The 23,927-nt window shown below is 70.7% G+C and carries 23 protein-coding genes and 1 tRNA gene; 11 read left to right on the plus strand and 13 right to left on the minus strand.

All coding sequences use genetic code 11. The features are described 5' to 3' along the window. Positions 1 to 60: 60 nt before the first annotated feature. Positions 61 to 1,032 (plus strand): Crp/Fnr family transcriptional regulator, encoded by a 972-nt coding sequence (locus tag M3M55_RS14250; RefSeq protein ID WP_249010165.1) that lies wholly within the window; start codon positions 61 to 63, stop codon positions 1,030 to 1,032. Positions 1,033 to 1,111: 79 nt separating this feature from the next. Further along, positions 1,112 to 1,750: a GPR1/FUN34/YaaH family transporter gene (locus M3M55_RS14255; RefSeq protein WP_249010166.1), complete on the plus strand. Its 639-nt coding sequence runs from the start codon at positions 1,112 to 1,114 to the stop codon at positions 1,748 to 1,750. Positions 1,751 to 1,936: 186 nt separating this feature from the next. On the opposite strand, the gene M3M55_RS14260 is transcribed toward M3M55_RS14255, so the two are convergent. From M3M55_RS14260 to M3M55_RS14275, 4 genes are read right to left on the minus strand one after another with little or no spacing between them, the layout of a single operon-like run. Further along, on the minus strand, positions 1,937 to 3,604 hold the full coding sequence (locus M3M55_RS14260) for a glucosyl-3-phosphoglycerate synthase (protein ID WP_249010167.1): 1,668 nt from the start codon (positions 3,602 to 3,604) through the stop codon (positions 1,937 to 1,939). Further along, complete coding sequence (locus M3M55_RS14265; RefSeq protein WP_249010168.1) at positions 3,601 to 4,155, minus strand: SAM-dependent methyltransferase; 555 nt, start codon at positions 4,153 to 4,155, stop codon at positions 3,601 to 3,603. The genes M3M55_RS14260 and M3M55_RS14265 overlap by 4 nt, the downstream gene beginning before the upstream one ends. Next, on the minus strand, positions 4,152 to 5,243 hold the full coding sequence (locus tag M3M55_RS14270) for a hypothetical protein (protein ID WP_249010169.1): 1,092 nt from the start codon (positions 5,241 to 5,243) through the stop codon (positions 4,152 to 4,154). The genes M3M55_RS14265 and M3M55_RS14270 overlap by 4 nt, the downstream gene beginning before the upstream one ends. Before the next feature lie 2 nt (positions 5,244 to 5,245). Beyond that, positions 5,246 to 5,818, minus strand: a complete 573-nt coding sequence (locus M3M55_RS14275; RefSeq protein WP_249010170.1) for a polysaccharide deacetylase family protein — start codon at positions 5,816 to 5,818, stop codon at positions 5,246 to 5,248. A gap of 165 nt (positions 5,819 to 5,983) precedes the next feature. Here M3M55_RS14275 and M3M55_RS14280 point away from each other — a divergent pair, with 165 nt between their 5' ends. From M3M55_RS14280 to nrfD, 4 genes are read left to right on the plus strand one after another with little or no spacing between them, the layout of a single operon-like run. Further along, a complete protein-coding gene (locus M3M55_RS14280) occupies positions 5,984 to 6,286 on the plus strand; it encodes a hypothetical protein (protein WP_249010171.1) in 303 nt (100 codons plus the stop codon). Then, entirely contained in the window at positions 6,279 to 9,503 is a 3,225-nt protein-coding gene (gene fdh / locus M3M55_RS14285; RefSeq protein ID WP_249010172.1) for a formate dehydrogenase, read from the plus strand. Before M3M55_RS14280 ends, fdh begins: the two co-directional genes overlap by 8 nt. Before the next feature lie 29 nt (positions 9,504 to 9,532). Beyond that, a complete protein-coding gene (locus M3M55_RS14290; RefSeq protein ID WP_371878769.1) occupies positions 9,533 to 10,339 on the plus strand; it encodes a 4Fe-4S dicluster domain-containing protein in 807 nt (268 codons plus the stop codon). After that, a complete protein-coding gene (nrfD, locus tag M3M55_RS14295; RefSeq protein ID WP_249010174.1) occupies positions 10,336 to 11,337 on the plus strand; it encodes an NrfD/PsrC family molybdoenzyme membrane anchor subunit in 1,002 nt (333 codons plus the stop codon). Before M3M55_RS14290 ends, nrfD begins: the two co-directional genes overlap by 4 nt. A gap of 67 nt (positions 11,338 to 11,404) precedes the next feature. Here the strand turns inward: nrfD and M3M55_RS14300 are convergent, their stop codons facing one another. Next, the gene (locus M3M55_RS14300; protein ID WP_249010175.1) at positions 11,405 to 14,200 is read right to left on the minus strand and encodes a penicillin acylase family protein; all 2,796 of its coding nucleotides are present in this window, start codon (positions 14,198 to 14,200) and stop codon (positions 11,405 to 11,407) included. Between the two features lie 52 nt (positions 14,201 to 14,252). On the opposite strand from M3M55_RS14300, the gene M3M55_RS14305 reads away from it, so the two are divergent. Then, the gene (locus M3M55_RS14305; RefSeq protein WP_249010176.1) at positions 14,253 to 15,563 is read left to right on the plus strand and encodes a hypothetical protein; all 1,311 of its coding nucleotides are present in this window, start codon (positions 14,253 to 14,255) and stop codon (positions 15,561 to 15,563) included. 87 nt (positions 15,564 to 15,650) lie between these two features. Then, a complete protein-coding gene (locus M3M55_RS14310) occupies positions 15,651 to 15,932 on the plus strand; it encodes a glutathione S-transferase N-terminal domain-containing protein (RefSeq protein WP_249010177.1) in 282 nt (93 codons plus the stop codon). A 46-nt stretch (positions 15,933 to 15,978) separates the two neighbouring features. Here M3M55_RS14310 and M3M55_RS14315 read toward each other — a convergent pair whose 3' ends face one another. Beyond that, the gene (locus tag M3M55_RS14315) at positions 15,979 to 16,491 is read right to left on the minus strand and encodes an SRPBCC domain-containing protein (protein ID WP_249010178.1); all 513 of its coding nucleotides are present in this window, start codon (positions 16,489 to 16,491) and stop codon (positions 15,979 to 15,981) included. Then, positions 16,484 to 16,897, minus strand: coding sequence for a VOC family protein (locus M3M55_RS14320; RefSeq protein ID WP_249010179.1), 414 nt, complete (start codon positions 16,895 to 16,897; stop codon positions 16,484 to 16,486). The genes M3M55_RS14315 and M3M55_RS14320 overlap by 8 nt, the downstream gene beginning before the upstream one ends. 85 nt (positions 16,898 to 16,982) lie before the next feature. Between M3M55_RS14320 and M3M55_RS14325 the strand changes: the two genes are divergently transcribed. Then, positions 16,983 to 18,395 carry an MBL fold metallo-hydrolase gene (locus M3M55_RS14325; RefSeq protein WP_249010180.1) on the plus strand — a complete coding sequence of 471 codons (1,413 nt, stop codon included), beginning with the start codon at positions 16,983 to 16,985 and terminating at the stop codon, positions 18,393 to 18,395. Between the two features lie 87 nt (positions 18,396 to 18,482). Here the strand turns inward: M3M55_RS14325 and M3M55_RS14330 are convergent, their stop codons facing one another. Both M3M55_RS14330 and M3M55_RS14335 read right to left on the minus strand, forming a co-directional pair. Beyond that, entirely contained in the window at positions 18,483 to 18,938 is a 456-nt protein-coding gene (locus tag M3M55_RS14330; protein ID WP_249010181.1) for an ester cyclase, read from the minus strand. Positions 18,939 to 18,995: 57 nt separating this feature from the next. After that, the gene (locus M3M55_RS14335) at positions 18,996 to 19,682 is read right to left on the minus strand and encodes a metalloregulator ArsR/SmtB family transcription factor (RefSeq protein WP_249010182.1); all 687 of its coding nucleotides are present in this window, start codon (positions 19,680 to 19,682) and stop codon (positions 18,996 to 18,998) included. Positions 19,683 to 19,712: 30 nt separating this feature from the next. Here M3M55_RS14335 and M3M55_RS14340 point away from each other — a divergent pair, with 30 nt between their 5' ends. Then, positions 19,713 to 20,999 (plus strand): MFS transporter, encoded by a 1,287-nt coding sequence (locus M3M55_RS14340; RefSeq protein ID WP_249010183.1) that lies wholly within the window; start codon positions 19,713 to 19,715, stop codon positions 20,997 to 20,999. A gap of 325 nt (positions 21,000 to 21,324) precedes the next feature. Beyond that, a complete protein-coding gene (locus tag M3M55_RS14345; RefSeq protein WP_249010184.1) occupies positions 21,325 to 21,558 on the plus strand; it encodes a hypothetical protein in 234 nt (77 codons plus the stop codon). A gap of 240 nt (positions 21,559 to 21,798) precedes the next feature. Here M3M55_RS14345 and M3M55_RS14350 read toward each other — a convergent pair whose 3' ends face one another. From M3M55_RS14350 to M3M55_RS14365, 4 genes are all read right to left on the minus strand, one after another. Next, a complete protein-coding gene (locus M3M55_RS14350) occupies positions 21,799 to 22,185 on the minus strand; it encodes a type II toxin-antitoxin system VapC family toxin (protein WP_249010185.1) in 387 nt (128 codons plus the stop codon). Then, positions 22,182 to 22,430 (minus strand): type II toxin-antitoxin system VapB family antitoxin, encoded by a 249-nt coding sequence (locus M3M55_RS14355; RefSeq protein ID WP_249010186.1) that lies wholly within the window; start codon positions 22,428 to 22,430, stop codon positions 22,182 to 22,184. Before M3M55_RS14355 ends, M3M55_RS14350 begins: the two co-directional genes overlap by 4 nt. A gap of 115 nt (positions 22,431 to 22,545) precedes the next feature. After that, a tRNA-Thr gene (locus tag M3M55_RS14360) sits at positions 22,546 to 22,618 on the minus strand. A gap of 105 nt (positions 22,619 to 22,723) precedes the next feature. After that, positions 22,724 to 23,800, minus strand: a complete 1,077-nt coding sequence (locus M3M55_RS14365; RefSeq protein ID WP_249010187.1) for an FTR1 family protein — start codon at positions 23,798 to 23,800, stop codon at positions 22,724 to 22,726. Positions 23,801 to 23,927 lie beyond the last annotated feature (127 nt).

Consider the following 23,927-nt stretch of genomic DNA (forward strand, 5'->3'; position numbering starts at 1 on the left):
GGGCGACGCCGAGCCCGCCCGGGGGGTTTGGCCAGGGCCCGCCGGGGGCAAGGGAGAGCCATGTCCGCCCTGTCTGTCTCCCCCGGCCCGGCGTCGGCGACGGCCGAAGTTCCCGCTCCCGCGGAGGCGCCGACCCCGGTGGTTCCCGACAGCCCGTCCACGCCGCTGGTCCCCGACCCCGGTACGCCCGCCGATCCTGCGGTCCCGAGCACGGTGCCCGGGCCCGCCGAGCCGGCCGAGCCGATCGCCCCACCCGAGCCGGGTCCGGAGATCCCGCCGGAGCCGCGCCAGAGCGCCACCGTTCGCCTGCTCGACATCGACCCCGACCTCGGCGCCGGCTTGGACGCGGCGATGTTCGCGCGGGCGCGGGAGCTGCTCCGCGCCCCGGTGTTCGAGGTCGGCCGCGGCGCACGGACGCTGCCCGAGTGTGACTCCGACAGCGCCTTCGGTCTGCTCGTCCTCAGCGGTCTGCTCGGGCGGCGCCTCCGCGTCTGCCAGGCCCACGCGACCGAGCTGCTCGGACCGGGCGACATCCTCCGTCCCTGGGACCCGTTCGATTCGCTCCAGAGCGTGCCTCCCGAAGTCGACTGGCGGAGCCTGACCCCGGTCCGGGTCGCCATCCTCGATCAGTCGGTGACGCGGATCATCGGCCGCCGTCACGAGCTGCTGCTCGCCTTCTCGGGCCGCCTGCTGCACCGCGTCCGGACCGGCACCTATCTGCGTGCGGTGAGCAACCTCACCCGGGTCGACGAACGGGTTCTCGTCAGCCTGTGGCACCTCGCCAGCCGCTGGGGCAACGTCACCCCAGACGGGGTGCTGCTCCCCTTCCGGCTCACCCACGAGGTCCTCGGCGAGGTCGTCGGCGCCCAGCGGCCGTCGGTCACCCTCGCGCTCAGCCGACTGCGCCGCCTCGGGATCGTGGAGCGGCTCAGTGACGGCCGTCTCGTCCTCTGCGGCGAGGCCCCCGCCGGCCCCGGCACCCGGATCCGGGGCGGGGAGCTGCGCCGCCTCGACGACCGTGCGGTCGCCTGAATCGGTGGCCGGCGCGGCAGACACCGCCTCAGCACCCGCGCCCCCGTCCGCGACGGAGGCGGGTGCCCAAACTCGGGTGATGCTGCGGCCGATCGCGACGCCGTTCCCGGTCGGCCTCGGTGCCCTCGCGACCGCAAGCCTGCTCGCCTCGGGCCTCGAGCTGGGCTGGTTCGCCAACCGGGACACGCCCACCGTCGCGGTCGCGCTGATCGCGTTCTGCTTTCCCCTGCAGTTCCTCGCCTCGATCTTCGGCTTCCTTGGTCGGGACACGGCGGCGGCGACGAGCTTCGGGATCCAGGCGGGGGCCTGGCTCGTGATCGGCGTATCGCTGCTGCTCTCCCCGCCCGGCCGGCTCAGTCCGCCGCTCGGCGTGCTGCTGCTCGCCGCCGCCGTGTGGGTCGCCCTCGCCGCCGGCGGTGCCGCGGGCGCCAAGCTCGTTCCCGCGCTCGTCCTGTTCGCCGTCGCGGTGCGCTTCCTGCTCACCGGGCTCTACGAGCTCGGTCTCGGTGTCGGGGTCGAGGACGCCGGGGCGATCGTCGGCCTCGCCGTTGCCCTGTCGGCCGCCTACGCCGCCCTCGCTCTCGAGCTCGAGAACGCGCGCCGCCACACCGTGCTGCCGCTGCTGCGCCGCAACCGCGGATTAGAGGCAATGGAGGCCGGCCTTGCCGTCCAGAACGCCGACGTCGCCCACGAGGCGGGGACCCGCGAGCAGCTCTGACCCCGCTGATCGTGGCCGCCCACCTGACCGCCGCCCGCTGGGTGGCTGAGCGCGAGGGTGGCGGCGTCACAGACCACGGCCACCGAGGCCCACGGCGGTTGGGCGGCAGCCACGAACACGCTTGACGGCGGCGTGATCCTCACCGTCTGCTTCAGCGGTGCCGCAGCCGACGCCACCCCGAAGTCATCACGCACTGATGCCCTGTGCGACCCGGCCGCTCGCGCGGGTCCGCGCAGGCGGACGTTCGAGCACGGACACCCGAACCACCGCCCCGTCCTCCCAGGGGCGAAGAAACTGTCCGCCCGTCACACTGCGCGGGCCGTCGAGCCGCTGCTCGACAGCCGCGAGAACGGCAAACGCCATCTCTCCCAGGGATCGCAGCGGTTGATGGCGGTTCTGTCGGGTGCCCAGATGGCTTTCGGCGAGCGCGTCGAGCCCGCACCGCTCAAGACTGTCGATCAGAAGCGCGATCTCAACCCCGTAGCCGACGGGGAACGGAAGCTCCTCCAGCAGGTGGCGCCGCCCCGCGAACTCCCCGGCGAGCGGCTGCACGAACCCGGCGAGCAGCGGGAAATGCAGGTTGAGCAGCGGGCGGGCCATCAGCTCGGTCACCCGCCCTCCCTCCCCAGCCAGGGTGACCGTCCCCGTGCGGAAGGGTCGGTCGAAGGCACCTTTGACGAGCATGAGCTCCGGCGCCTGGAGCAACGGGCCGATCAACCCGAGCAGATGACCGGGGTCCGGGTCAGAGGTGTCCGCGTCCAGGAAGCAGACGATCTCCCCGGCCGTGACCTGGAGGGCGCGCCACATCGCATCGCCCTTGCCGTGTGCGGGACCGAGGTCCGGACACAGTTCGTCCTGCTGGAGCACCCGGGCACCGCTCGCCTCCGCGATGGCGGCGGTGCCGTCCCCCGAGGCGGCGTCGACGACGACGACGTCGTCGATGAGGCCGGCCTCCCGGACAGGTCGGACCGTCGTCTCAAGGACGGAGCCGACGGTGGCAGCGCACTCCTTGGCCGGAACGATCACGGTGATGGCGGGACTGCCGGCGGCCGCCCACCTCGCCGTGAGCGACCGAAGGTCAAAGTCCGCCGCGACGAACCGGCGGCGTTCACGCCAGGCGGAGACCGCGAGGTCGACCGAGAGGCCGCGCCTGGCGCGGCCGTCGGTGCGTGCGGCCGTCTGCACACGTACATCGGCCGCACGGAGGATCGGGATTCCGTTGGCGCGCACCTGCTCGGCGAACGCCTCATCCTCGAGCGCGGGCGTCATCGCGAGGCCGCCGACCCGCCGGTAGGCCTCGACGCTGACCCCGAGGGACGCCCCGGCGAAGTGGTGGTGCCCAGCGTCAGGATCGATCCGGGCGACCTCCCGCATCCGACGCCGCGCATCGTGCTCCCGCCGTCGCAGGACGCCGGCCGGCAGCCCCGCGGAGCTTTCGTGGTCGAGTTCGATCCGTCCGGCGATCACCTCGGCGCCGTTGGCGAGGTGCGCGAGTTGGTGTGCGAGCCACTCACGGGACGGCACCGAGTCCGCGTCGGTGGTGGCGATCAGGCCGCGGTGCGCTCCCGCGGCCTCCAGCCGCTCCGCGGCGGCCTCCATCCCGAGGCGGCGGGCCGGTCCCGTGCCCGCGCCCGGTCCTTGCAGCACGGTGAGGCGCAGTCCGAGCCGCGCCGCGCCTGCGGTCGCGAACTCGACGGTGCGATCGACGCAGCCGTCGGCCACGAGGATCACCTCGAACTGAGTCGGCGCGATCGTCTGGACCGCCAGGGCCGCGAGGCAGTCACCGATCGTGGCCTCCTCATCACGGGCCGGGATGACAACCACGCTGAGCGGCGCGTCCGGGGCGCGAGTCATCGGCGCTCCAGCACGTGCAACAGATAGTCGGCGGTGGACCGGTCCGCGGTGGTCGCCAGCCCGGGGAGAGCCCGCGCCCGCGCATGGACGTACGCGGCGGTGAGTGGCCGCTCGGTCCCTGGCGGCCGCCAGTGCACGAGGACCAGGCGCGCGATCATCACCTCGTCGATCCTCCGCAGCGTCTCCTCGAGCGCGCGCGAATCGAGGTAGTACAGGACTTCGGAGGCGACGACGAGCTCGTACGGTCCGTCCGGAATCGCGTCGGGTATCGCGCCAAGGCGCACGTCGACCTGCGGATGGGCGCGCAGGCGCCGGCGCGCGTTGCGAACCGCCGTCGGCGCGAAGTCGACCGTGGTGAGGGCCTGGCAGCGTTCGGCCAACCGGGCGCTGAACACGCCCACCGACCCGCCGAGTTCGAGTGCGGCGGTGAACGGACCACGTCCGCAGGCGCTCAGCGTCGCGTCGTACTTGGTCCGCTCATAGTCACTGTCCGCATAGGCCCACGGATCGGGGTTTGAGCGGTAGCGGCGCTCGAAGTCATCGGCGGTCACGCGGGCCTCCGCAAGTCGCTGAGCAGCTCGGCGCCCACCTCGGCGACACTCGCGTCGAGTCGATGTTGGAGCAGGAACAGATCGAGGTCCCGACGGGCGCGGTCAAGATCGGTTCCCGTCGCAAACGGATGTGACCCGCACGCGCGAGCGGCCTCGGACAGGATCGTTCGGCAGCCGTCGGCGATCGCCACGCGCGCGTGCACGGCAAGGTGGGGCAGGTCGAGAGCGACCGCGTCCATCGCCGCCGCGGCGCGCTCGAGCCAGGCGGTGATGGTCTGCGATGCGGTGGCCATCCGCCCCGCCGCAAGGTCCTCGAGCGGGCCGCTGACCGGGCGGGCGGCCAGTTCGCCGAGGGCGCTGCGACAGGCGCGATCGGCCATTCCCGCCCAACTCGCGGCGGTGCGGAGCGCATCTCGACTCAGCCACGGAAACTGCGCCAGCGATCCCGGCCCGCCAAAGCGGGCGATGATCGGCGCATCGTCGAAGACGACTCGGTGCGAGGCCGACGCCCGCAGTCCCGCGGACCGGTACCAGCGCCGATCAACCCTCACTGCGTGCGCGTCGGTGACGTCGATCCAGACGGCGACCGGCTCCGTGCAGGCGGGGTCGCGCGCGAGTACGAGCGCGCGCTGCAGACCGCCAGCCCCCGAGCAGAATGTCTTGACGCCCGACAGCGTCCCGTCCGGACCGACGGTCGCGGGAGGGCCCTCCCCGGGACGGGGGTTTCCGCCCCAGACCCCGGCGAGGAGGTCCCCGCGGTGAACGGCCGCAAGTTCTCGCTCGCGCACATCCGCGGGGGCCTGAACGGCCAGGCGCTCGACTGCGTTGAGATGGCCGTCGAAGATCCGGCCGACCGAGCCGTCCGCCGCCGCGACGGCACGCACGAGTGCGAGTTCCCCAGACGCCGGCGGCCGCTCGGGTCCCGGCGTCGCGTTCACCTCAAGGGCACCGGCGTCCCGCAGATGCGCGATCGCAGCTTCCGGAAACGGCGGGTCACACGCGCGGTCGCGCTCCGCCGCTGAGGCGGCGATCGCCTCGAGTGCGGCACCGAGCTTCCCCTCGTCGAGAACGGTGGACGGGGCCACCATGCTCACGTGAGCGCCTCGAGGGTGAGCCCGCGGGCCCTGGCGTGGGTCGCCACCGAGGCGACGTACCGAAGCGTCTCCCCCGCGCCCTCCCGCCGCGCCCCCGGCCCGATCCCGTCGTGGGCGAGCACGACCGCCCCGGCGGTGATCTCGTCACGGGTCGCCGCGAACATCCTCTCGGCGCTGTCGCCCCGCCAGTCGTGGGAATCGACGGTCCAGCCAACGATCTCGAGCCCGTGTTCGACGGCGACCGGCTCCGTCCACGGTGCCGTCTCTCCCCAGGGAGTTCGCCAGAGTTTCGGTCGGACTCCGATCGCCTTGAGCCGTCCGAGTGCCGTCGCGGTGTCGCGCCGCAGCCAGTCCGCGTCACGCTCGCGGTGGCGGACATGCTCGTCACAGTGCAGTCCGACCGTATGCCCGTCGGCGGCCATCCGCGCGAGCAGCCCAGGATGGGCGGCGGCCCGAGGCGCGATCACAAAGAACGTCCCGGTGACCTTCAGAGCGGCGAGCACGTCCAGAAGCGCCCGCGTCCAGTGGGCGTCGGGGCCGTCGTCGAAGGTGAGGGCGACCCCGTCCATGCGCTTCTTCCAGTACCCCGATCGCTCACCTGCGAATCGGTCGGTCCGCTCACGTGCACATCGGTCGCACCCTCATGCTCGTGTGGCTGACCATGGACGTGAAGGTTCGCATGCGAACACTCGCGGTGTGGGGACCGGACCGCCCGGGCAAGATGGCGTCTGGAGATGTCCCTGCCCGACCGTATCCGCGTTCTGCTTGAGGAGGGCCTGTCCTATCCGTCGGTCGCTGACCGGCTCGGGATCTCCCCGGGACTCGCCTTCCTGCTCGCCACGGGCCGCCCCGTCGATGACGGCACCTCCGGAACGACGGAGGGCCTGTGCAGATCGCCCACCCCGTCAGCCAGCCCGCGGGAGCTCAGTCCGCAGGAGCTGATCGGTGCCGGGGCCTCAGTGCCTGAGCGGCACTCCGAGATCCTCGAGTGGGTCGCCGCCCGGGCCGCCCGGGAGCTCACCTCGCCGCATGCCTGAGCGTCGCCTGATCACGAGCTGGCCGCTGCTGCGCCAACTCCGCGGTGAGGACCCGAGCGGGCGCGGAGCCGCCGTCCGCTCAGCGGGTACGGACGCGATTCGGGCCCGGACGGTCGAGGCGGACCGGGTCGTCAAATCCGTCTGCCCCTACTGTGCGGTCGGCTGTGCCCAGAACGTGTTCGTCAAGGACGGTCGTGTCGTCCAGGTCGAGGGGGATCCGGACGCCCCGCACAGCCGGGGCCGGCTCTGTCCCAAGGGGTCGGCGACCCTCCAGCTGACGACCGGCTCCGCGCGTGAGCAGTATGTCCTCTACCGCCGGCCCTACGGCTCGGACTGGGAGCGCCTCGACCTCGAGACCGCGATGGACATGGTCGCCGACCGGATCGTCGACTCCCGGCGTCGGGGCTGGGAGTGGGAGGTCGACTCGGTCCGCACGCGGCGGTGCATGAGCATCGCCGCGCTCGGCGGGGCGACCCTCGACAATGAGGAGAACTACCTGATCAAGAAGCTGCTGACCGCCCTCGGGGTGATCCAGGTCGAGAACCAGGCCCGGGTCTGTCACAGCTCGACGGTCGTCGGTCTCGGCACGTCCTTCGGGCGTGGCGCCTCCAGCACGCTCCCGGCGGACCTCCAGCACTCGGATCTGATCGTGCTCGAAGGCTCGAACATGGCCGAAGCCCATCCGGTCGCCTTCCAGTGGGTGATGGAGGCCAAGGCCCGGGGGGCGACGGTCGTCCACGTCGACCCGCACTACAGTCGCACGAGCGCCCTCGCGGACGTGTTCGTGCCGATCCGCGCCGGTTCCGACATCGCCTTCCTCGGCGGGATCATCAACTACGTCATCGCGAACGAGCTCGACTTTCGCGAGTACGTCCTCGCGTACACGAACGCGCCGACGATCGTCGGGGAGGAGTTCCAGGACGTGGGGGCCGACGGCGTGTTCTCCGGCTTCGACCCCGAAACGGGCGCCTATGACCCCTCGAGCTGGCAGTACGAGGGCGCGTTCGTCGCGGCGGCCTCCGGCCAACGCGATCAGGAGGGCAACCTCGCCCCGCTGGACAGCGAACGGTCAGCCAACGCCTCGGAGGGCGGCCGGGGCGATCCGACACTCGACCTCACCCTCACCCACCCGCGCTGTGTCTGGCAGATCCTCAAGCGCCACTACGCCGAGTACACGCCCGAGATGGTCGAGCGGACCTGCGGAATCCCCCAGGACCTGTTCCTTACGGTGTGCCGACTGTTCGTCGAGAACTCGGGCCGGGAGCGCACCGCCGCGTTCGTGCACGGGGTCGGCTGGACCCAGCATACGATCGGCTCCCAGTACATCCGAGCCGCCTCGATCCTGCAGCTGCTGCTCGGCAACATGGGCCGCCCCGGCGGCGGGGTGATGGCGATGCGCGGCCACGCGTCGATCCAGGGTTCGAGTGACATCCCGACCCTGTTCGACACCCTGCCGGGGTACATCCCGATGCCCCACGCCCACGCCCACGGGGACCTCGACGCGTTCGTTTCCGGTGACGCGGCCAAGCGTGGATTTTGGGGGAACATGCGGGCATACATGGTGAGCCTGCTGAAGGCGTGGTACGGGGCGACCGCGACGGCGGAGAACGACTTCTGCTTTGACTATCTCCCCCGCCTCACCGGCAGCCACAGTACCTACGACACGGTGATGGAGCAGCTCGCGGGCCGCATCGAGGGGTACCTGCTGTTGGGCCAGAACCCGGCGGTCGGGTCGGCGAACTCGCGGATGCAGCGGTTCGGGATGGCCAACTGCAAGTGGCTCGTCGTCCGGGACTTCTCCCTGATCGAGTCGGCGACCTGGTGGAAGGATGGCCCCGAGATCGCCAGCGGGGAGATGCGCACCGAGGACATCGAGACCGAGGTGTTCTTCTTTCCCGCGGCCGCGCACACCGAGAAGGAGGGGACCTTCACCAACACCCAACGGATGGTCCAGTGGCATGAGAAGGCGATCGACCCCGCCGCCGACCGGCGCAGCGACCTGTGGTTCATCTACCACCTCGGGCGCCGCCTGCGTGAGCGGCTCGCCGGCTCCGCCGATGCGGCTGACCGTCCGCTGCTCGATCTCACCTGGGACTACCCGCTGGCGAGCGGGACAAATGAGCCGAGCGCCGAGGCGGTGCTCGCGGAGATCAACGGCTGGAACGCCGACGGGGAGATGCTGTCCTCCTACACGGAACTGGCCGCGGACGGATCGACGGCGAGCGGGTGCTGGATCTACTGCGGCGCCTACGCCGACGGGGTCAACCAGACGGCTCGCCGGACCCCCGGCTCGGAGCAGAACTGGACGGGTTCCCAGTGGGCGTGGGCGTGGCCGGCGAACCGCCGGATCCTCTACAACCGCGCGTCCGCCGACCCGGAGGGACGTCCGTGGTCAGAGCGCAAGGCGCTCGTGTGGTGGGACGCCGCGGAGGGCCGCTGGGTCGGGCACGACACGCCGGACTTCGAGGCCGACAAACCCCCGAGCTACCGGCCGCCGGAGGGGGCGACGGGTCCGGCGGCGATCGCGGGAACTGACCCGTTCATCATGCAGGCCGACGGTCGCGGCTGGCTGTACGCCCCCGCCGGCGTCGGCGACGGCCCGCTTCCGGTGCACTACGAGCCCCAGGATTCGCCGCTGCCCAACCGGTTGCACCGCCGCCAGCGCAATCCTGCCCGCCAGCTGTACCCCCACCCGAACAACCGTTATCACCCCGATCCGGGCACCCCGGGCAGTGAGGTGTTCCCCTTCGCGGTCACCACCTACCGGCTGACCGAGCACTTCACCGCCGGTGGGATGAGTCGGTGGACCCCCTATCTCGCCGAACTGCAGCCCGAGTTCTTCTGTGAGGTGTCCCCCGAACTCGCTGGCGAGCGGGGCCTCGAGCACGGCGGCTGGGCGACGCTCGTCTCCGCCCGCGGGGTGATCGAGGCACGGGTGATGGTGACTGACCGGATGACCCCGCTGCGGTTGGGTGACCGGATCGTGCACACCATCGGCCTTCCCTACCACTGGGGGCCGAACGGGTATGCCCGCGGGGACTCGATGAACGAACTGTCCTCGATGGCGCTGGATCCGAGTTCCCACATCCAGGAGGTCAAGGCCCTGACCGTCGACATCCAGCCCGGGCGCCGGCCCCGGGGCCCCGCCCGCCTCGCGCTTGTGCAGGAGTACCGCACCCGCGCCGGAATCACGGAAACGACGGGGATGGCCCGGTGAGCGTTCCCGACGCCACGGAGATTCCCCGGATGGGGTTCTTCACCGACACGTCCGTGTGCATCGGCTGCAAGGCCTGTGAGGTCGCCTGCAAGGAGTGGAACGGGGTGCCTGAGGACGGTCTCGTCTGGACCGGTCACTCACACGACAACTCCCAGGGCCTGAGCGCCGATACCTGGCGCCACGTCGCCTTCATCGAGCAGCGCGCCACCGTCGGTCACCATCAGCCGAACCTCCAGCGCACGGGAGCTTCCGACGGCGACACCGATCAGGCGTTCCGCTGGCTGATGGCCTCTGATGTCTGCAAGCACTGCACGCACGCCGCCTGCCTCGACGTCTGTCCGACCGGGGCGATCTTCCGCAGCGAGTTCGGCACCGTCGTCGTGCAGGCCGACGTCTGCAACGGCTGTGGCTACTGCGTTCCCGCCTGCCCCTACGGCGTCATCGACAAGCGGCCCGATGACGGCCGCGTGTTCAAGTGCACCCTCTGCTATGACCGCCTGCAGGTCGGGCAGGAGCCGGCGTGCGCGAAGGCGTGCCCGACGGACTCGATCCAGTTCGGGGTCCTCGACGACCTCCGTGAGCGCGCGACCCTGCGGGTCGAGCGCCTGCACGCCGACGGGGTGACCGAGGCCCGTCTCTACGGTCACGACCCGTCCGACGGCGTCGGCGGGGACGGGGCGTTCTTCCTGCTGCTGGACGAACCCGAGGTCTACGGGCTTCCGCCCGCTCCGGTCGTCACGACCGCCGACCTGCCCGCGATGTGGCGCCACAGTGCGCTCGCGGCGGCCGGGCTGCTGCTGATCGGCCTGCTCTCCGCCGCGGGAGCGCGCCGGTGAGCGAGCCTCAGGGATCCCACGGCGTCGGCCAGACCGGTCGTCAGGACCAGGGCCAGGGTGACCGGTCCTACTACGGTCGGCCGGTGCTCAACCCCCCGGTGTGGGAGGAGCGGGAGATCGCCGGCTACCTGTTCACCGGCGGGCTCGCCGGGGCCTCGTCGATCCTCGCTGCCGCCGCGGACGCCGGCGGTGCCGCGGGCCTCGTGCGGCCGGCCCGGCTGTGTGCGAGCGCGGCGATCTCCGTGTCGTTCGTCGCGCTGATCAAGGACCTCGGGCGCCCCGAGCGGTTCCTCAACATGCTGCGCGTGTTCAAACCGACGTCACCGATGAGCGTCGGCACCTGGATCCTCTCCGCCTATGCGCCGCTCAACTTCGCCGCGTCGGCGAGCACGCTGACGGGCCGGGCCCCCCGGGCGGGCGCCGTCGCCGGAGCCGGGGCGGGACTCCTCGGGTCGGCGGTCGCCACCTACACCGCCGTCCTCGTCGCCGACACGGCGGTCCCCACCTGGCATGAGGCCCACCGGGAGCTTCCCTTCCTGTTCGCCGGTTCCGCCGCGTCGGCCGCCGGCGGGTTCGGGCTGCTCGCCGCCGCCCGTGCCGAGAACGGACCGGCGCGGACGATGGCCGTCCTCGGGGCCGTCGGCGAGCTCGCGGCGATGCGCACGCTCCGGCAGCGTCTCGGCCCGCTGGCCGAGACGCTGGACACCGGCCCGGCGGGCCGGCGCCTGCGCGCCGCCGAGCGACTGTCGGTCGCCGGCGTGATCGGGGCCGCCCTGCTCGGACGCCGCAGTCGGGTCGCCGCCGCGCTCGCCGGCGGTGCCCTCATGTCCGCCTCGGCCCTGACCCGCTTTGGCATCTTCGCCGCCGGGATGGCCTCGGCGGAGGATCCGCACTGGACCGTCGATCTCCAGCGGGCGCGTATCGCGGCGGCCGCAACCGCCGCGCAGCCTTCCCCGGCGCCGAACCCGGCCTCCCCGGCGCCGGTCCGCAGCGCCTGAGCGCACGGGACCCTCAAGCCCAGGTCGAGGGTGTTCCGCGGAACGCGCCCGGCCGGAGCCGACCCGCTCAGGGGCGGTGGCCGACGATCGCCACCGCCTGGTAGAAGGTTCCCCGGTTATCGAAGGGCTGGGGCGGGATCGACACCGCGCCGACGCTCGTCGGGACGACCTGTGTGCAGGTGGCCGGATGGGTGATCGGACAGACCGTCGGCATCACCCAGTTGGCGGGGTCCGGGCCGTCCTTGGCGGCCAGTTGACGGTAGGCGCGCAGCAGCGTCGCGTCGAGCATCCCGCGGCAGCGGGCGAGGGAGCCCCGCCCGCAGTAGCGGCGGGAGAAGCGGTCGGGGCGGTGGAGCCTGAGCACCCCGGCGAGGTCCTCTGCGACGTCGTTCTCCCACCCCTGCCCGAACGCGTCGCTCGTCCCGTCGTACAGGCCGTTGGGGGCGATCTGCTCGAGGTTGGCGTTGATGAAGTTCAGCAGCGGGGTTCCGAGCACCGGCCCGAACTCGCCGCGGACAAGCAGCGGCCACCAGGTGTCCATCAACAGCACCGCGGGTCCGTACTGGACGTTCCCTCGGTAGGTGAGGCTGCGTCGCTGGGACCCGGCGCGCGACCAGGCGGCGAGCAACCCGACCAGCTCTCGCAGCGTCGGGTTCTTCGGCCGTCCGATCACCCGGGCGAGCAGCGGCCAGTCCCCGACTCCCCGGAGGTCGGCGGTGGCCGCCGGGGCGGTGACCATGCCGGTGAGCTTGGCGAGGTCGGTCGGGCCGCTGCGCAGGGTCGCCTTGAGGTCGTCGAGCAGGATCGTGTCGCGCACGACGGGACCCTGGGTCCAGTAGCCGGCGGCGATCGGCCAGCCGTGCGCGATCTGGTTGTTCCAGTTGACCAGGTAGCCGTCCCGGGGGTCGATGGCGGTCGGATTGTCCCGGGCGGGCAGGCGGTCATATCCGTTGGTCGCCGGCCGGAAGCCCTTCCAGTCCCAACGGCCGGTGCCCCAGATCGGGAAGTCGGGGTTGGTGTGGGCGGCCCGCACGGGATACCAGCCGGACTGCAGCAGCGCGATGTTCTTGTCATCGACGTACCACCAGTTCTCCCCGCCGGTCACGTACCGCATCGTCGCGGCGAAGCTCTGGGGGGAGGTGACGACGTTCTCGGCCAGGCGCATGAAGGCGATGTAGCTCTGCACCTCATGTCCGCGCGTCGCGTTGGCGGTCGCCAGGGCGACCGGGCGGCCGTGCACGGTGGCGAAGTAGGTGATCGGCCCGTGCACCGAGTTCTCGGTGTGGAGCACGATCGTCTGGGGCGCCGCGGGGCTCGTCGGAGCGACCGGGGTCGTCTCGGTCACCGTCCCGAGCGTGAAGGGGACGCACCGTCCCTTGTACACGTAGTGGGTGGAGGCGTACGAAGGCGCCGACCCGTCGGGGTTGCACAGCCGCTCGGCGAACATGTCCTGGTTGCTCGAGTACGCCGAGGTGCCCGTCCAGGCATAGTCGATCCCGTGTCCGATCAGCGGATAGGGGGCCGCGCCGGGAAAGGCGATGCCGCTCACGTCGATCCCCGGGGCGTGCATCTCGTACTCGAGGAAGACCTCGGGGGTGTAGTAGTCGACCTGGGGGCCGCCGACCATCATCGCCTGACCGGTGCGGCTCGCCTTCGCGTCCACGAGCACCGCGTTGGACTCTCCCTGAGCGATGTGCAGCGGATGTTCGATCAGCGCCTGGGCCCACCCGGGCAGACGGGCGAGCGCCCGGCGTTCCCGGGCCAGGGCGGTCATCGAGTTGGCCGAACGGACGGGCAGGCCGGTCTGGGCGTCGCGCAGGGCCAGAGAGCCCGGGTCGATCATCGCCTCGGAGGCGGGGTTGGTCCTCCCCAGGCGCTGACCGTCAAAGCTCCGGGCGAGGGTGACGACTCCCCCCGGGTTGGCCGCCTGGCGGAGATCGTGATAGACGCGGTCCCCGGCCCGCACCCCGAAGCGCCGTCGGGCCAGGGTGAGCGCCTCCGACTGTTGGGCCTGGTTGTCGCTGAGGACGAGGTCCTGGCCGATCAGGTAGATGCCGACTGCCGCGGAGTCCGCCAGCGTCCACGGCTGCGGAGTGATCCCGAGGGCGGCGTACTCGGCCGGCAGCAGGGCCGGATCGAGCTTCGTTTCGTTGATGTAGGCGTTGATCCCGGCGACGTACTGCTCGATATCGTCGAGGGCCTGGGCCCCCTGGGCACCCTCGGTGCGGGGGAGGGACTCCATCTCGGCGGTGAGCTGCTGGCTGGTGGCGTCCTGGACCCCGAGCGCGGCGCTGTCGTTGGGCACCGCCCCGGCGCCGAGCAGCTCCGCGGTCGTTCCCTCCGCGGTGTGACGCAGCACGTCCATGAGGAAGAGCCGGTCCTGCGCGGTGACGTACCCGGCCGCGTACATCGCCTCGGCCCGTGTCTGGCCGTAGATGACCGGCACCCCATACGGCGCCTGGCGGACGACGGTCGCCCCCGGCTCAGGCGACTCGACCGCCGGTGGGTTACCGGAGAGGTCGCCGCTCAGGCCGCCCAGGCCGCCGCTGAGCACGCTCTGGCTCGGCTCGGGGACGAAGTCGGAGTTGCGGTAGTACGTGTTGAGGTCGGCGGCGGTGAAGCCCGGCCAGGCTTGCTCGATCCCCTCATAGAGGCCGACCTCGTTGAGGTCCGCCGCAGGCGCGGTGCCGTTGGCCTCAAAGGCGGCGAGCGCCGCGGGGGTCGTTCCCACCCCCTCACCGAAGGCGAGGACCGAGTGGAATCCGGAGTAGATCGGAAAGCCCGCCGCCCGCGCCGACGATCGCCCGGCCATCACCAGCACACAGGCGAGGACCACCACCCACGGGAACGCACGCCATCTCATCTTCGGAACGTGTCACACCGTTGCCGTCCGGTGCAAGTTCTGACATGGTCGCATGGTGAGGCGGGGACGGAGATGGCTTGCCGGCTGGGCGCTGCTCGTGTCGGGGTTGACTCTTGGGTGCGCGCCGCCGGCCTGGGCGGGGTCCTACGCTCCCGAGCCGCTCGGCCCCTTCGCCCCGCTCAACCGCCCCGGTCCGCCCCTGTCGCCCCCCGTGGCGGCGATGGCCGACGCGCTGCAGTGCAGCGGACAGGTCGTGGCCGCACCCGTCACCCCGGTCCTGCTCGTCCCAGGAACCGGGGCGACGGCGGCGAGCAACTTCGGCTGGAACTACGAGCCGGCGCTGACGAACCTCGGCATCCCCTGGTGTGCGATCACCTTCCCCGCCGACGGCAACGAAAACATCACCGTCGACGGCGAGTACATGGTCTACGCGATCCGCAGCATGTACGCGTGGGCGGGGCGGCGGATCTCCATCATCGGGCACAGCCAGGGGGGCATGATCCCCCGCTGGGCGTTGCGGTTCTGGCCGGACACACGGCACATGGTCGACGACCAGATCGGCTTTGCCCCCCCGAACCAGGGGACGACGGTGGCGAGCCCGAACTGTCCGCGCGGCTGCCAACCCTCGACCACCCAGCAGGCGGCCGGGTCGATGTTCATCCGCGCGCTCAACAGCGGTGCCGAGACCTTCCCGGGAATCTCCTACACGGAGGTGTTCTCCCGCGACGATGAGGAGGTCCACCCCAACCAGGAGAACGGTGACAGCGCGACGGACCTGTTCGGCGGTGGCGGGGAGATCACCAACGTCTCCGTGCAGGACATCTGTCCCGCCGACGTGGTCGAGCACCTCGGGTTGGGGACCTATGACCCGGTCGCCTACGCGCTGGCGATCAACGCGCTCTCACACCCCGGACCGGCGGTGCCCGCAGAGATCCCCAAGAGCGTCTGTAACGAGAAGCTGATGCCCGGCGTCGATCCGCTCACCTTCGCGCCGGTCGCCGCCCAAGCGGCGTTTCAGACGGAGACCTCGCCGGCCCAGACGGTCTACCGGGAGCCGCCGCTGCCCTGCTACGTGTTCGCCCGCGGGTGTGGCAGCCCCGCGCGGGCCCGGGTGCGCCACCCCGCCGGTTGCACGCGGATCCGTTCCCTGCGCATCGACCTCCCGGCTCCTCCAGGTGCGCGGACGGTCGCCGTCTCGGTCTACGTCGGCCGCCGCCTGTGGCTGCGGCGCCACGGGCATGATCTGCGCCGGGTCACCCTGTCGCACCTTCCCGCCCGGGGCAGCTATGAGATCGTCATCCGCACCCGGGCCAGTGACGGCCGGCGCGTCGTGCTTCGCCGTCGCTACATCGCCTGCGGCTGAGCGGGCGCGCAGCCGGTCGTCCCGAGACCCCGACGGCCGAGCCTGGCCGCGGTGCATCGAGTGCCCGGCCCCGGTACCGTCAGCACCATGCCCAAGGTCAAACTGCACCGCTGCTCCTACACGTTCCTGCACGTCAACGCCGACGCGTGCTGGCGGCTGCAGAAGGCCCTTGACGCCGAGGGCGTCGACTATGAGGTCGTCACCCACGGGTTCGGCAAGAGCGACAAGTCACGTGCGGAGATCATCAAGATGAGCGGCCAGAAGTACGTGCCGGTGCTCGAACTCGCCGACGGCACCGTCTACCGCGAGGAGACCGACGACATGATCGCCAAGCTCAAGGCGGGCACCCTGCCCGGGCCGACGGCCTGAGACAGGACGGGGCCGACCGCCGCGGCCGACTCGCTCGCGCGGACGCTCAGCCGACCTCCGCTGCCTCATAGGCTGAGAGCAGCTCCTGCCAGCGGGCTTCCACGTCACGGAGCTCACGACCATTCAGGTGGTCGACAAGATGTTCGACGTGGATCTGGATGCCGGTGCCGTAGGCGGGGAGGAGCTCCACGGGCATCCCCCGTTGCTCCCAGACCAGGCTCGCCCGCGTCTGCTCAGGGTGCAGCTGAATCTCGAGCCGGGTCTGCGCCGGTTGCCCGGGCCGGGGGTCGGGGTCACCGAGGGTCACGAGCAGGCGCTCGGGAGGCCGACAGACCTCGACGCGGCCCACTCGATCACCGGAGAGGAGGATACGGACCCGGAATGCGCCGTTCTCGGCGAGGTCACCCTCAACCTCCCCGAACCAGCCCGCGAGCCTCCCGGGCTCGGTGAGGGCTGCCCAGACATCGTCGATCCCGGCATCGAGGGAGCATTCCATCCGCACGACGCCCTCACCGTCGCGGACGAAGAGGCGCCCGAGGAGGAGTCGCTCGTCACTCACCGGCCTCCGCCTCCTCGTAGCCGATCAGCCAGTGCAGGCCGAACCGGTCGATCACCTGACCGTCGAACGCCCCCCAGGGCCGCCGCTGCAGAGCATCGACGACCGTTCCGCCCTCCGACAGGGCCGCAAACCATCCGCGGAGGGTGTCCGGGTCCGCGACACCGAGCAACGAAAACATCAGGCCCCGGGTTTCGAGAGCGTTCTCGGCGCTCGTGACATCGGCTGCGAAGAGGGCCACGGGACCGTCGGCGAGTCCCCCGTGGGCGATCGCGTCGGTCGGCCCGTCGGCGCGCCCAAACTCAGCGTAGGTGTGCCACTGAGGGCGCCCTCCGAACACCTCGGCGTAGAACGACAGCGCCTCACGCGCGGTGCCGTCGAGGTGGAGGTAGGGCGTCGGACCGGGCACCTGACCAGGCTATTTCCGCCCGCGATCGAGGTCAAGCGTCATTGCTACTATTCAAGTAGTTTGTTGACTAATTGAAGGAGTCGAGATGGCGCTGCACTTCGAACAGATCAACACCCCGGGCCTGGCCGCCCTGTCCTACCTCGTCGGCGACCGTGACCAGGGTCTCGTGGCGGTGATCGACCCGAGGCGCGACGTCGAGGTCTACCTCGAACGGGCCCGCGCGGCGGACGTCCGCATCGCGGCGATCATCGAGACCCACATCCACGCGGACTTCGTCTCGGGCTCCCACGAGCTGGCTGCGCGGACGGGCGCCCCGATCTACGGCGGACGCTCGGCGGACTACCGGTTCGACGTCCACCCCCTGGACGACGGCTCCGAGATCGCCCTCGGCGGCGTGCGCCTACAGGCGCTGCATACCCCCGGCCATACCCCCGAGCACATCGCCCTGCTGCTGTTTGACGATCAGCAGGGCCAGGAGCCCTTCGGCCTGTTCAGCGGGGACCTGCTCTTCAACCTCGAGGTGGGCCGGCCGGATCTCCTCGGTGAGGAGAGCAAGCGGGCCCTCGCCGCCCAGCTGTACGAGTCTCTGTTTGTCACGCTCGCCGCACTCCCGGACCGCATCGAGGTCTATCCGGGGCACGGCGCCGGTTCGGCCTGTGGCGGCAGCATCGGCGACCGTCTACAGAGCACGCTCGGCAACGAGCGGCTGTTCAGCCCGGCCCTGCAGGACCGCAGCCCCGAGGCGTTCACCGACTGGCTGCTCGGTTCGCTCGGTGATCCGCCGCGCTACTACGCGCACCTGAAGCAGGTCAACGCCATCGGGGCGCCCCTGCGGGGCGGGACCCCGGTGCCGGCCGCCCTCAGCGTGGATGAGTTCGCCACCCGGGCGCAGGAGCCCAGCACAGTGATCATCGACGCGCGCAGCATGGAGGCGTGGGCCGCCGGGCACGTCGAGGGAGCGATCAACCTCCCCGCCGACGACCACTTCCCGATGTGGCTGGGCTCCGTCGTCGAACCGGAGGCGCGGCTCCTCCTGATCGCCGAGGACCCCAACGCCCTCGCCGTCGCGGTGGGCCACGCCCACCGCATCGGCTATGACCATCTGATCGGATACCTCCACGGCGGCATGGCCGCCTGGGAGCAGGCGGGTCGTGCGGTCGCCCACGGCGACCTGGTGAGCGTCCACCAACTCTCCGAGCGCATCGGCAACGAGGATCTGACCGTCCTCGATGTGCGCACCGCCGCCGAACACACCAAGGGACACATCCCGGGCTCGGTGCACATCCCGGCCAATCAGATCGTCGCACGGGCCGGCGAGCTCGACCCCGACCGGCCCGTGATCACCTACTGCGGAACGGGGTACCGCGCCACCGTCGCCGCCAGCCTCCTGCACCGGGCGGGCCTGGGACAGGCCGCCGCGGTCCCCGGCTCCTACCGGGCCTGGACGGCAGCAGGACTTGACGTCACGCGTGAGGAGCCTGTCGGCACTCTGCGATGAGGCGATCTCTGCCGTGAGGCGATTGGAGCGCCGGCCTGCTCGCCGGCGCTCCTTCTGTGATGCCGGACCGACATCAACCGGGGAGGTCTATCGGTGGCTCAGTGCGCCCCGGGGGAGCTTGACCCGCCCACAAAGCACATCGGCCACAAGCATCCCGGTACGAAGCACGCCGAGGGCTCGAGGCAGCGCCAGTGAATCGGTGTAGCTGTGATCCTCGATGATCCGCCCGTTCTGGAAGCGGCTGATGACGATCCCGCGCAAGATCACCTCGCGCCCGCGATAGGTGCCGTAGAGCGCCCAACGGCTGGCGACCTGATCGTGGCCTGCGACCTGATCCTCCACCTCGATCCGCATCGGGTCGAACAATGAGGTGTAGAAGCCGACGGACTGACGCGCCCCCGAGTGTCCGTGAAAGACCATCGCGTTGACGTGATCGACGAAGCTCTCGTCATAGAAAACGGCGAGCTGATCGAGGCGTCCGGCACAGACCACCTCAAGCGCACCGCGAGCCCGGCTTGCGAGGTCTGGGTCCTGTTCGGTCATCGCAGCAACGTGCCGACGTGCCCGGGCCGCGAACCGGAGCGACGTCGGTTCTGACCTTCATCCATTGCCGGCACCGAGCTCATGCCGCTGCGGCTCCGTCGCGCCTTGGCGCATCCGCCATTCAGGCCAGCCGTCACCCAGACGACGCGCGACACGGCCGGCGCCCTGAAGTGTGCGAACGGCTTCATGGGCATAGGCGCACAACGGCCCGCGGCAGTAGGCGACGATCTCAGTGTCGGCCGGAAGCTCGGCGATCCGCTGCTTGAGCTCTTCGAGCGGGATCGAGCGGGCTCCCTCGATGTGCCCGGCGGCGTACTCCTCGGCCGGGCGAACGTCGATCAGGACGACCTCACCGCGATCGAGGCGACCGATGAGCTCGTCACGATCGATCGCGTCGACCCCGTCACCGAGATGGTCCCGAGCGGCGCGCTCGACCTCCGCCAGCCGCGCCACCGACGTGTCGCGCAGCGCCAGCCACAGCGCGAGGACCTGCTCGTCCGCCAGCGCGTAGCGCACCCGCGCCCCCTCACGCTGGCGGGACAGCAACCCGGCGGAGTGCAGGGCCTGCAGGTGCTGGGAGGTGTTCGCCGTCGACTGTGCCGTCGCACGGGCGAGCTGCTCAACCGTGCGGGGCGCCTGGGCGAGCAGGTCGAGCAGCTCGAGCCGGACGGGGCTGGAGAACGCCCGGCCCATCAACGCGATCGCCTCAAACAGGGCCGTTCTGCTTTCGCCCTCACAGGTCATATTCAATAGATTAGTTGATAGCTTGGGTAGGTGGGACCTGTCCACCACCCGCGGCTTGGTCTGCGGGAGAACTGGCGTCAATTCTCCCTGTTCACCGTCATCACGCTGCTGATCGGGATGACGATCGGTGTCGAGCGCGTCGCGCTGCCGCCCCTGGCCCAGCACGCCTTCCACATCACCTCGATCTTCGCCACGGTGACGTTCATCACCGCGTTCGGGGCGGTCAAGGCGGTGATGAATCTCGTGTCCGGGCGCCTCTCGGACCGGCAGGGCCGCAAGCGCCTGCTGCTCATCGGCTGGGCCTTTGCGGTCCCCTACGCGGTTTTGATCATCCTCGCGCAGGCGTGGTGGTGGGTGCTTCTCGCCAATCTCTTCCTCGGCATCAACCAGGGGCTCACCTGGACGATGGCGGTGACGGCGAAGATCGACCTCGTCGGCCCGGTCAACCGCGGCCTGGCCGTCGGCATCGACGAATCCGCCGGCTATGTCGGCACCGGCCTCGGCGGCCTCGCCGCCGGGCTGCTCGTGTCCGCTGACGGGCTGCGCCCCGCCCCTTATCTCCTCGCCCTCGGCGTCGTCGGCGTCGGGGCACTGCTCACGCTCACCCTTGCCCGGGAGACGCTGCCCTGGGCACAGGGCGAGCACAGCCCGACCGGCGGCGGACGCGTGTCCTACCGCAGCGGAGCCGCCGAGTCGCCCGCGGAGAACGCCACCCTCCGTGTGCTCGCCCGCTCGATGGCTCAGAACCCGACGCTGGCCGTCGTCTGCCAAGCCGGCTTTCTCAACAAGTTCGCCGACAGCCTCGTGATCGGCTTCTTCCCGATCCTCTTCCTGCACCGAGGGCTGTCCGTGTCTGGCGTCGCGGTGCTCGTCGGCGTCTACGCGTGGGTGTGGGGACTTGGCCAGGTTCCCGCCGGGGGCCTCGCCGACCGGATCGGCCGCAAACCGCCGATCACCCTCGGGACGCTGCTCATCGCCGCCGGCATCGCGGCGATCACCGCCGGCGGGGGGCGTGACCTCTGGTACGGTGGCGCCGCCGTGATGGGCGTCGGGATGGCCCTCGTCTACCCCAACCTGATCACCGCCGTCAGTGACGTCGCGGCCCCGGCCCAGCGCGGTGGGGTGCTCGGCATCTACCGCCTCTGCCGTGACGGCGGCTATGCGCTCGGCCCGCTCGTCCTCGGGGCCGTCGCCACCCTCACCAGCCTCACCACCGCCTGCTGGACCGCGGCCGGACTGATGGCCGCCTCCGCCCTCGCGCTGCTCGTCCTCTTTGAGGAGACCACGCCTGAGGGCACCGTCCCCCGTGGCCGGTGAGATGATCGCGGGATGCACCGCATGAACCTCGAGACCGTGGCGTGTCAGGACCGGCTCGATGAAGCCGGCTTCTCCCATCGAGCAGCGCGACTGACGGAGCATCTCGGTGCCCAGCAGATCGGGGCGTGCCTGTATGAGGCCGCCGCGGGCATCCCGATCTGGCGCTTTCACCATACCGAGGGGTTGAGGAGTGGCTCGTCGTTCTGTCCGGGCAGCCGACGTTGCGGGACGGGGTGGCCGGCGCGTTCTCACGCCCGGAGATGCCGTCGCCTTCCCCTCCGGACCAGCGGGCGTGCACACCGTCGGAGGTCCCGGACGGTTTGTCATGTTCTCCGCGGACGCCCGGACGGAAGCCCGCACTTCGGTCTATCCGGACTCGAACAAGATGAACTGCGCTGAAGGGATGATCCCGCTCGACCGCGTCGTCGGCTACTGGCGGGGAGAGTGGGTTCTCGCGCTGTCAGGCAGCGTCACCCTACGCCGCCCCGCCGGCCAGACCATCCTCGCTCCGGGGGACCTTGCCTTCTGTACCGAGGGACCGGGGGTGCCCATCGGCTGAGCAACGATGGCGGCGACCCGGTCAGGGTCGTGCTCTTCTCGACCAAGACGATCCCGTCGACGGTGCATTACCCCGACTCGGGCAAGTGGCTTTCTTCGCAACTCCGAGCCGCAGGGCACCCTCTTGGGCGCGCTGCTCACCGGCGCCGAAACCGGCTACTGGGACGGGGAGAGCTGAACGCGGACGTCTGGTCGTGCGGGCGTTGTGCCCGAAACCGCTTCACAGTCCTCAGCACGGCGCTCACGCAGCAGGTAGATCGGTCTGCGCAAAGTCGTTGCCCTTGAAGAGCAGCGGTGCGCCGGCCAGCGATGCCGTCGCGTAGGCAAAGCAGTCACCCAGGTTCAGTCCCGCCGGATGGCGGCCCTTGCCAAAGCGCCGCCAGGCCGCGGCGGCGGCTCGCGCGTGTGTTGCGTCGACGGCAACGACCCGATCGATCACGCCCGCCACCAGCAGTTCGAGGTCGCGCACCGCGTCCGCACCCTGGCGGGCCTCGGCCACGATGGTGGCTTCGGTCAACGACACCGCGGACAGTGAGGCGGCGTCCGCTCCCATGGCGGCAAGAAAACGCTCCGCATCAGCCTCGCCGAGCACAACGGCGATGAGGGCCGAGGAGTCCACCGCGATCATCGCGGCAGACCATCGGCACCGTAGCCGAGGATCTCCTCAGGGGAACGGTCGTCGAGGATGCTCCGTGCCCGACCCCGGCTGATGATCCCATCGAGCCCGGGGCCAGACGCACGGGCGCGAGCGGTGAGGACGGCAATCCGTTCCTCGAGGGCCTCCCGCACCGCCGTCGTGATCGACTGGCCGGAGAGGTCGGCGAGTTCACGGGCGAGACGGTCGGTCTCAGGATCCTTGATGTTGAGCGCCACAGAGGAAGACTACCATCCATCCTTCCACCCCATCAGGAGCCCCACGGGCGACATCCGCGCGGCAGGCCGACGGGTGGCCCCGGGAGTCGTTCGAGAGTGGCGCGACCCGGTTCCAAGCCCGCTGTCGGACTCGAACCGACAACCGCCTGATTACAAATCAGGTGCGCTACCAATTGCGCCAAGCGGGCGGGGCCCGCTCAGGCGGGCGTTCTGCCGCCTTAGTCTGGCAGGTGCGCAGGACCGTGGAGCCCCGCTGACCAGGCTCGGGCACCGGGGCCGCTCCGCGCCGCGGTTCAGACGCTGAGGGGCGCCTGGGGCAGGGCGACGGCGGGCGGCTCGTCGGCGACCTTGGCCGCCGCGAGCCCGCGCCGACGCGGCCGCCAGACCTTGACGTACTGGGCGCCGACGTAGGAGCCGACGACGATCGCCACGGCGATGAACTGGGCGATCACCGTCTCCCAGTTGGGGAAGATCGACAACCACTGTCCGAGCCAGCCGGGGAGGGAGACGCCGATCGGGGTGGTCGAGATCCAGCCGGCGAGCTGCATCTCGTTGACCTCCTCCCCGACCATCACGAGCAGCACGACGAGCAGCATCACGCCGGTGATGATCAGCAGCTTCTTGTACGGCAGCTTCGCGTGCAGGGTGAAGGTGAGCACTCCGACCGCGGCGGTGAACAGCGCGCCGAGCGTGACGCCCTCGAGCACGACGCTCGAGCCGAAGGTGAGGCGAAGGTTCTGCAGAAACAGGACCACCTCGAAGCCCTCTCGGTAGATCGAGGTGAATCCGAGCAGAACGAAGCCGAGCAGGGCACGGCGCCGGTTGACCGCCGGGTCCGAGGACATGATGCTGCGTCGGCGCTTGTTGTGGTGGGAGATCCAGCCTGTCCAGTAGACCTTGTGGAAGAACCAGTTCATCACCAGCAGCAGGACGATGATCGCCGGGATCCCGGTCGCCGCCTGGAGGGTGAGGCCCTCATGGCCGAAGATGCCCAGCAGCCCGACCGCCGCGAACCAGGTGCCGACGGTCGCGAGCAGGCCGAGCCCGGCGCCGCCGGCGACCGGCCGGCGGTACTCGGAGTTCGAGCCGCGGAAGCTCGCGGTGATCGCCGCGAGCACGAGGATCGTCTCGAGCCCCTCTCGGAAGACGAGGATGGCGCTGTTGATCACTGCCGTCGTGCGGCTCATGTGCAACGCGTTGGCCTTGACCGAGGGGTCAACGGTTCCGCCCGAGGAGTGCCAGCCGAGGATCACCGCCGCGGAGGCGACCGCGAGCGCAAGCGCGATCCAGACATAGAAGCTCCAGCGGGTGCCGGTCCGCCCGTCACTCGAGGCCCGTTGCGGTGTGCCTGTGGTGGTCGTGGGAGTCATCGTGGCGTCCGGTGCGGTTCCGAAGTCCAATCGCGGAGGTCGGGATTAGAAGGCGGACGCTATCAGATCGAAGGTTAGGGTGCCCTAAGTGCCGCTGACCGGGGTCCCCCGCCCGACGTTCTAGCCT

Origin of the sequence: Conexibacter sp. DBS9H8, from assembly GCF_023330685.1 — a bacterium.
Taxonomy (GTDB): domain Bacteria; phylum Actinomycetota; class Thermoleophilia; order Solirubrobacterales; family Solirubrobacteraceae; genus Palsa-465.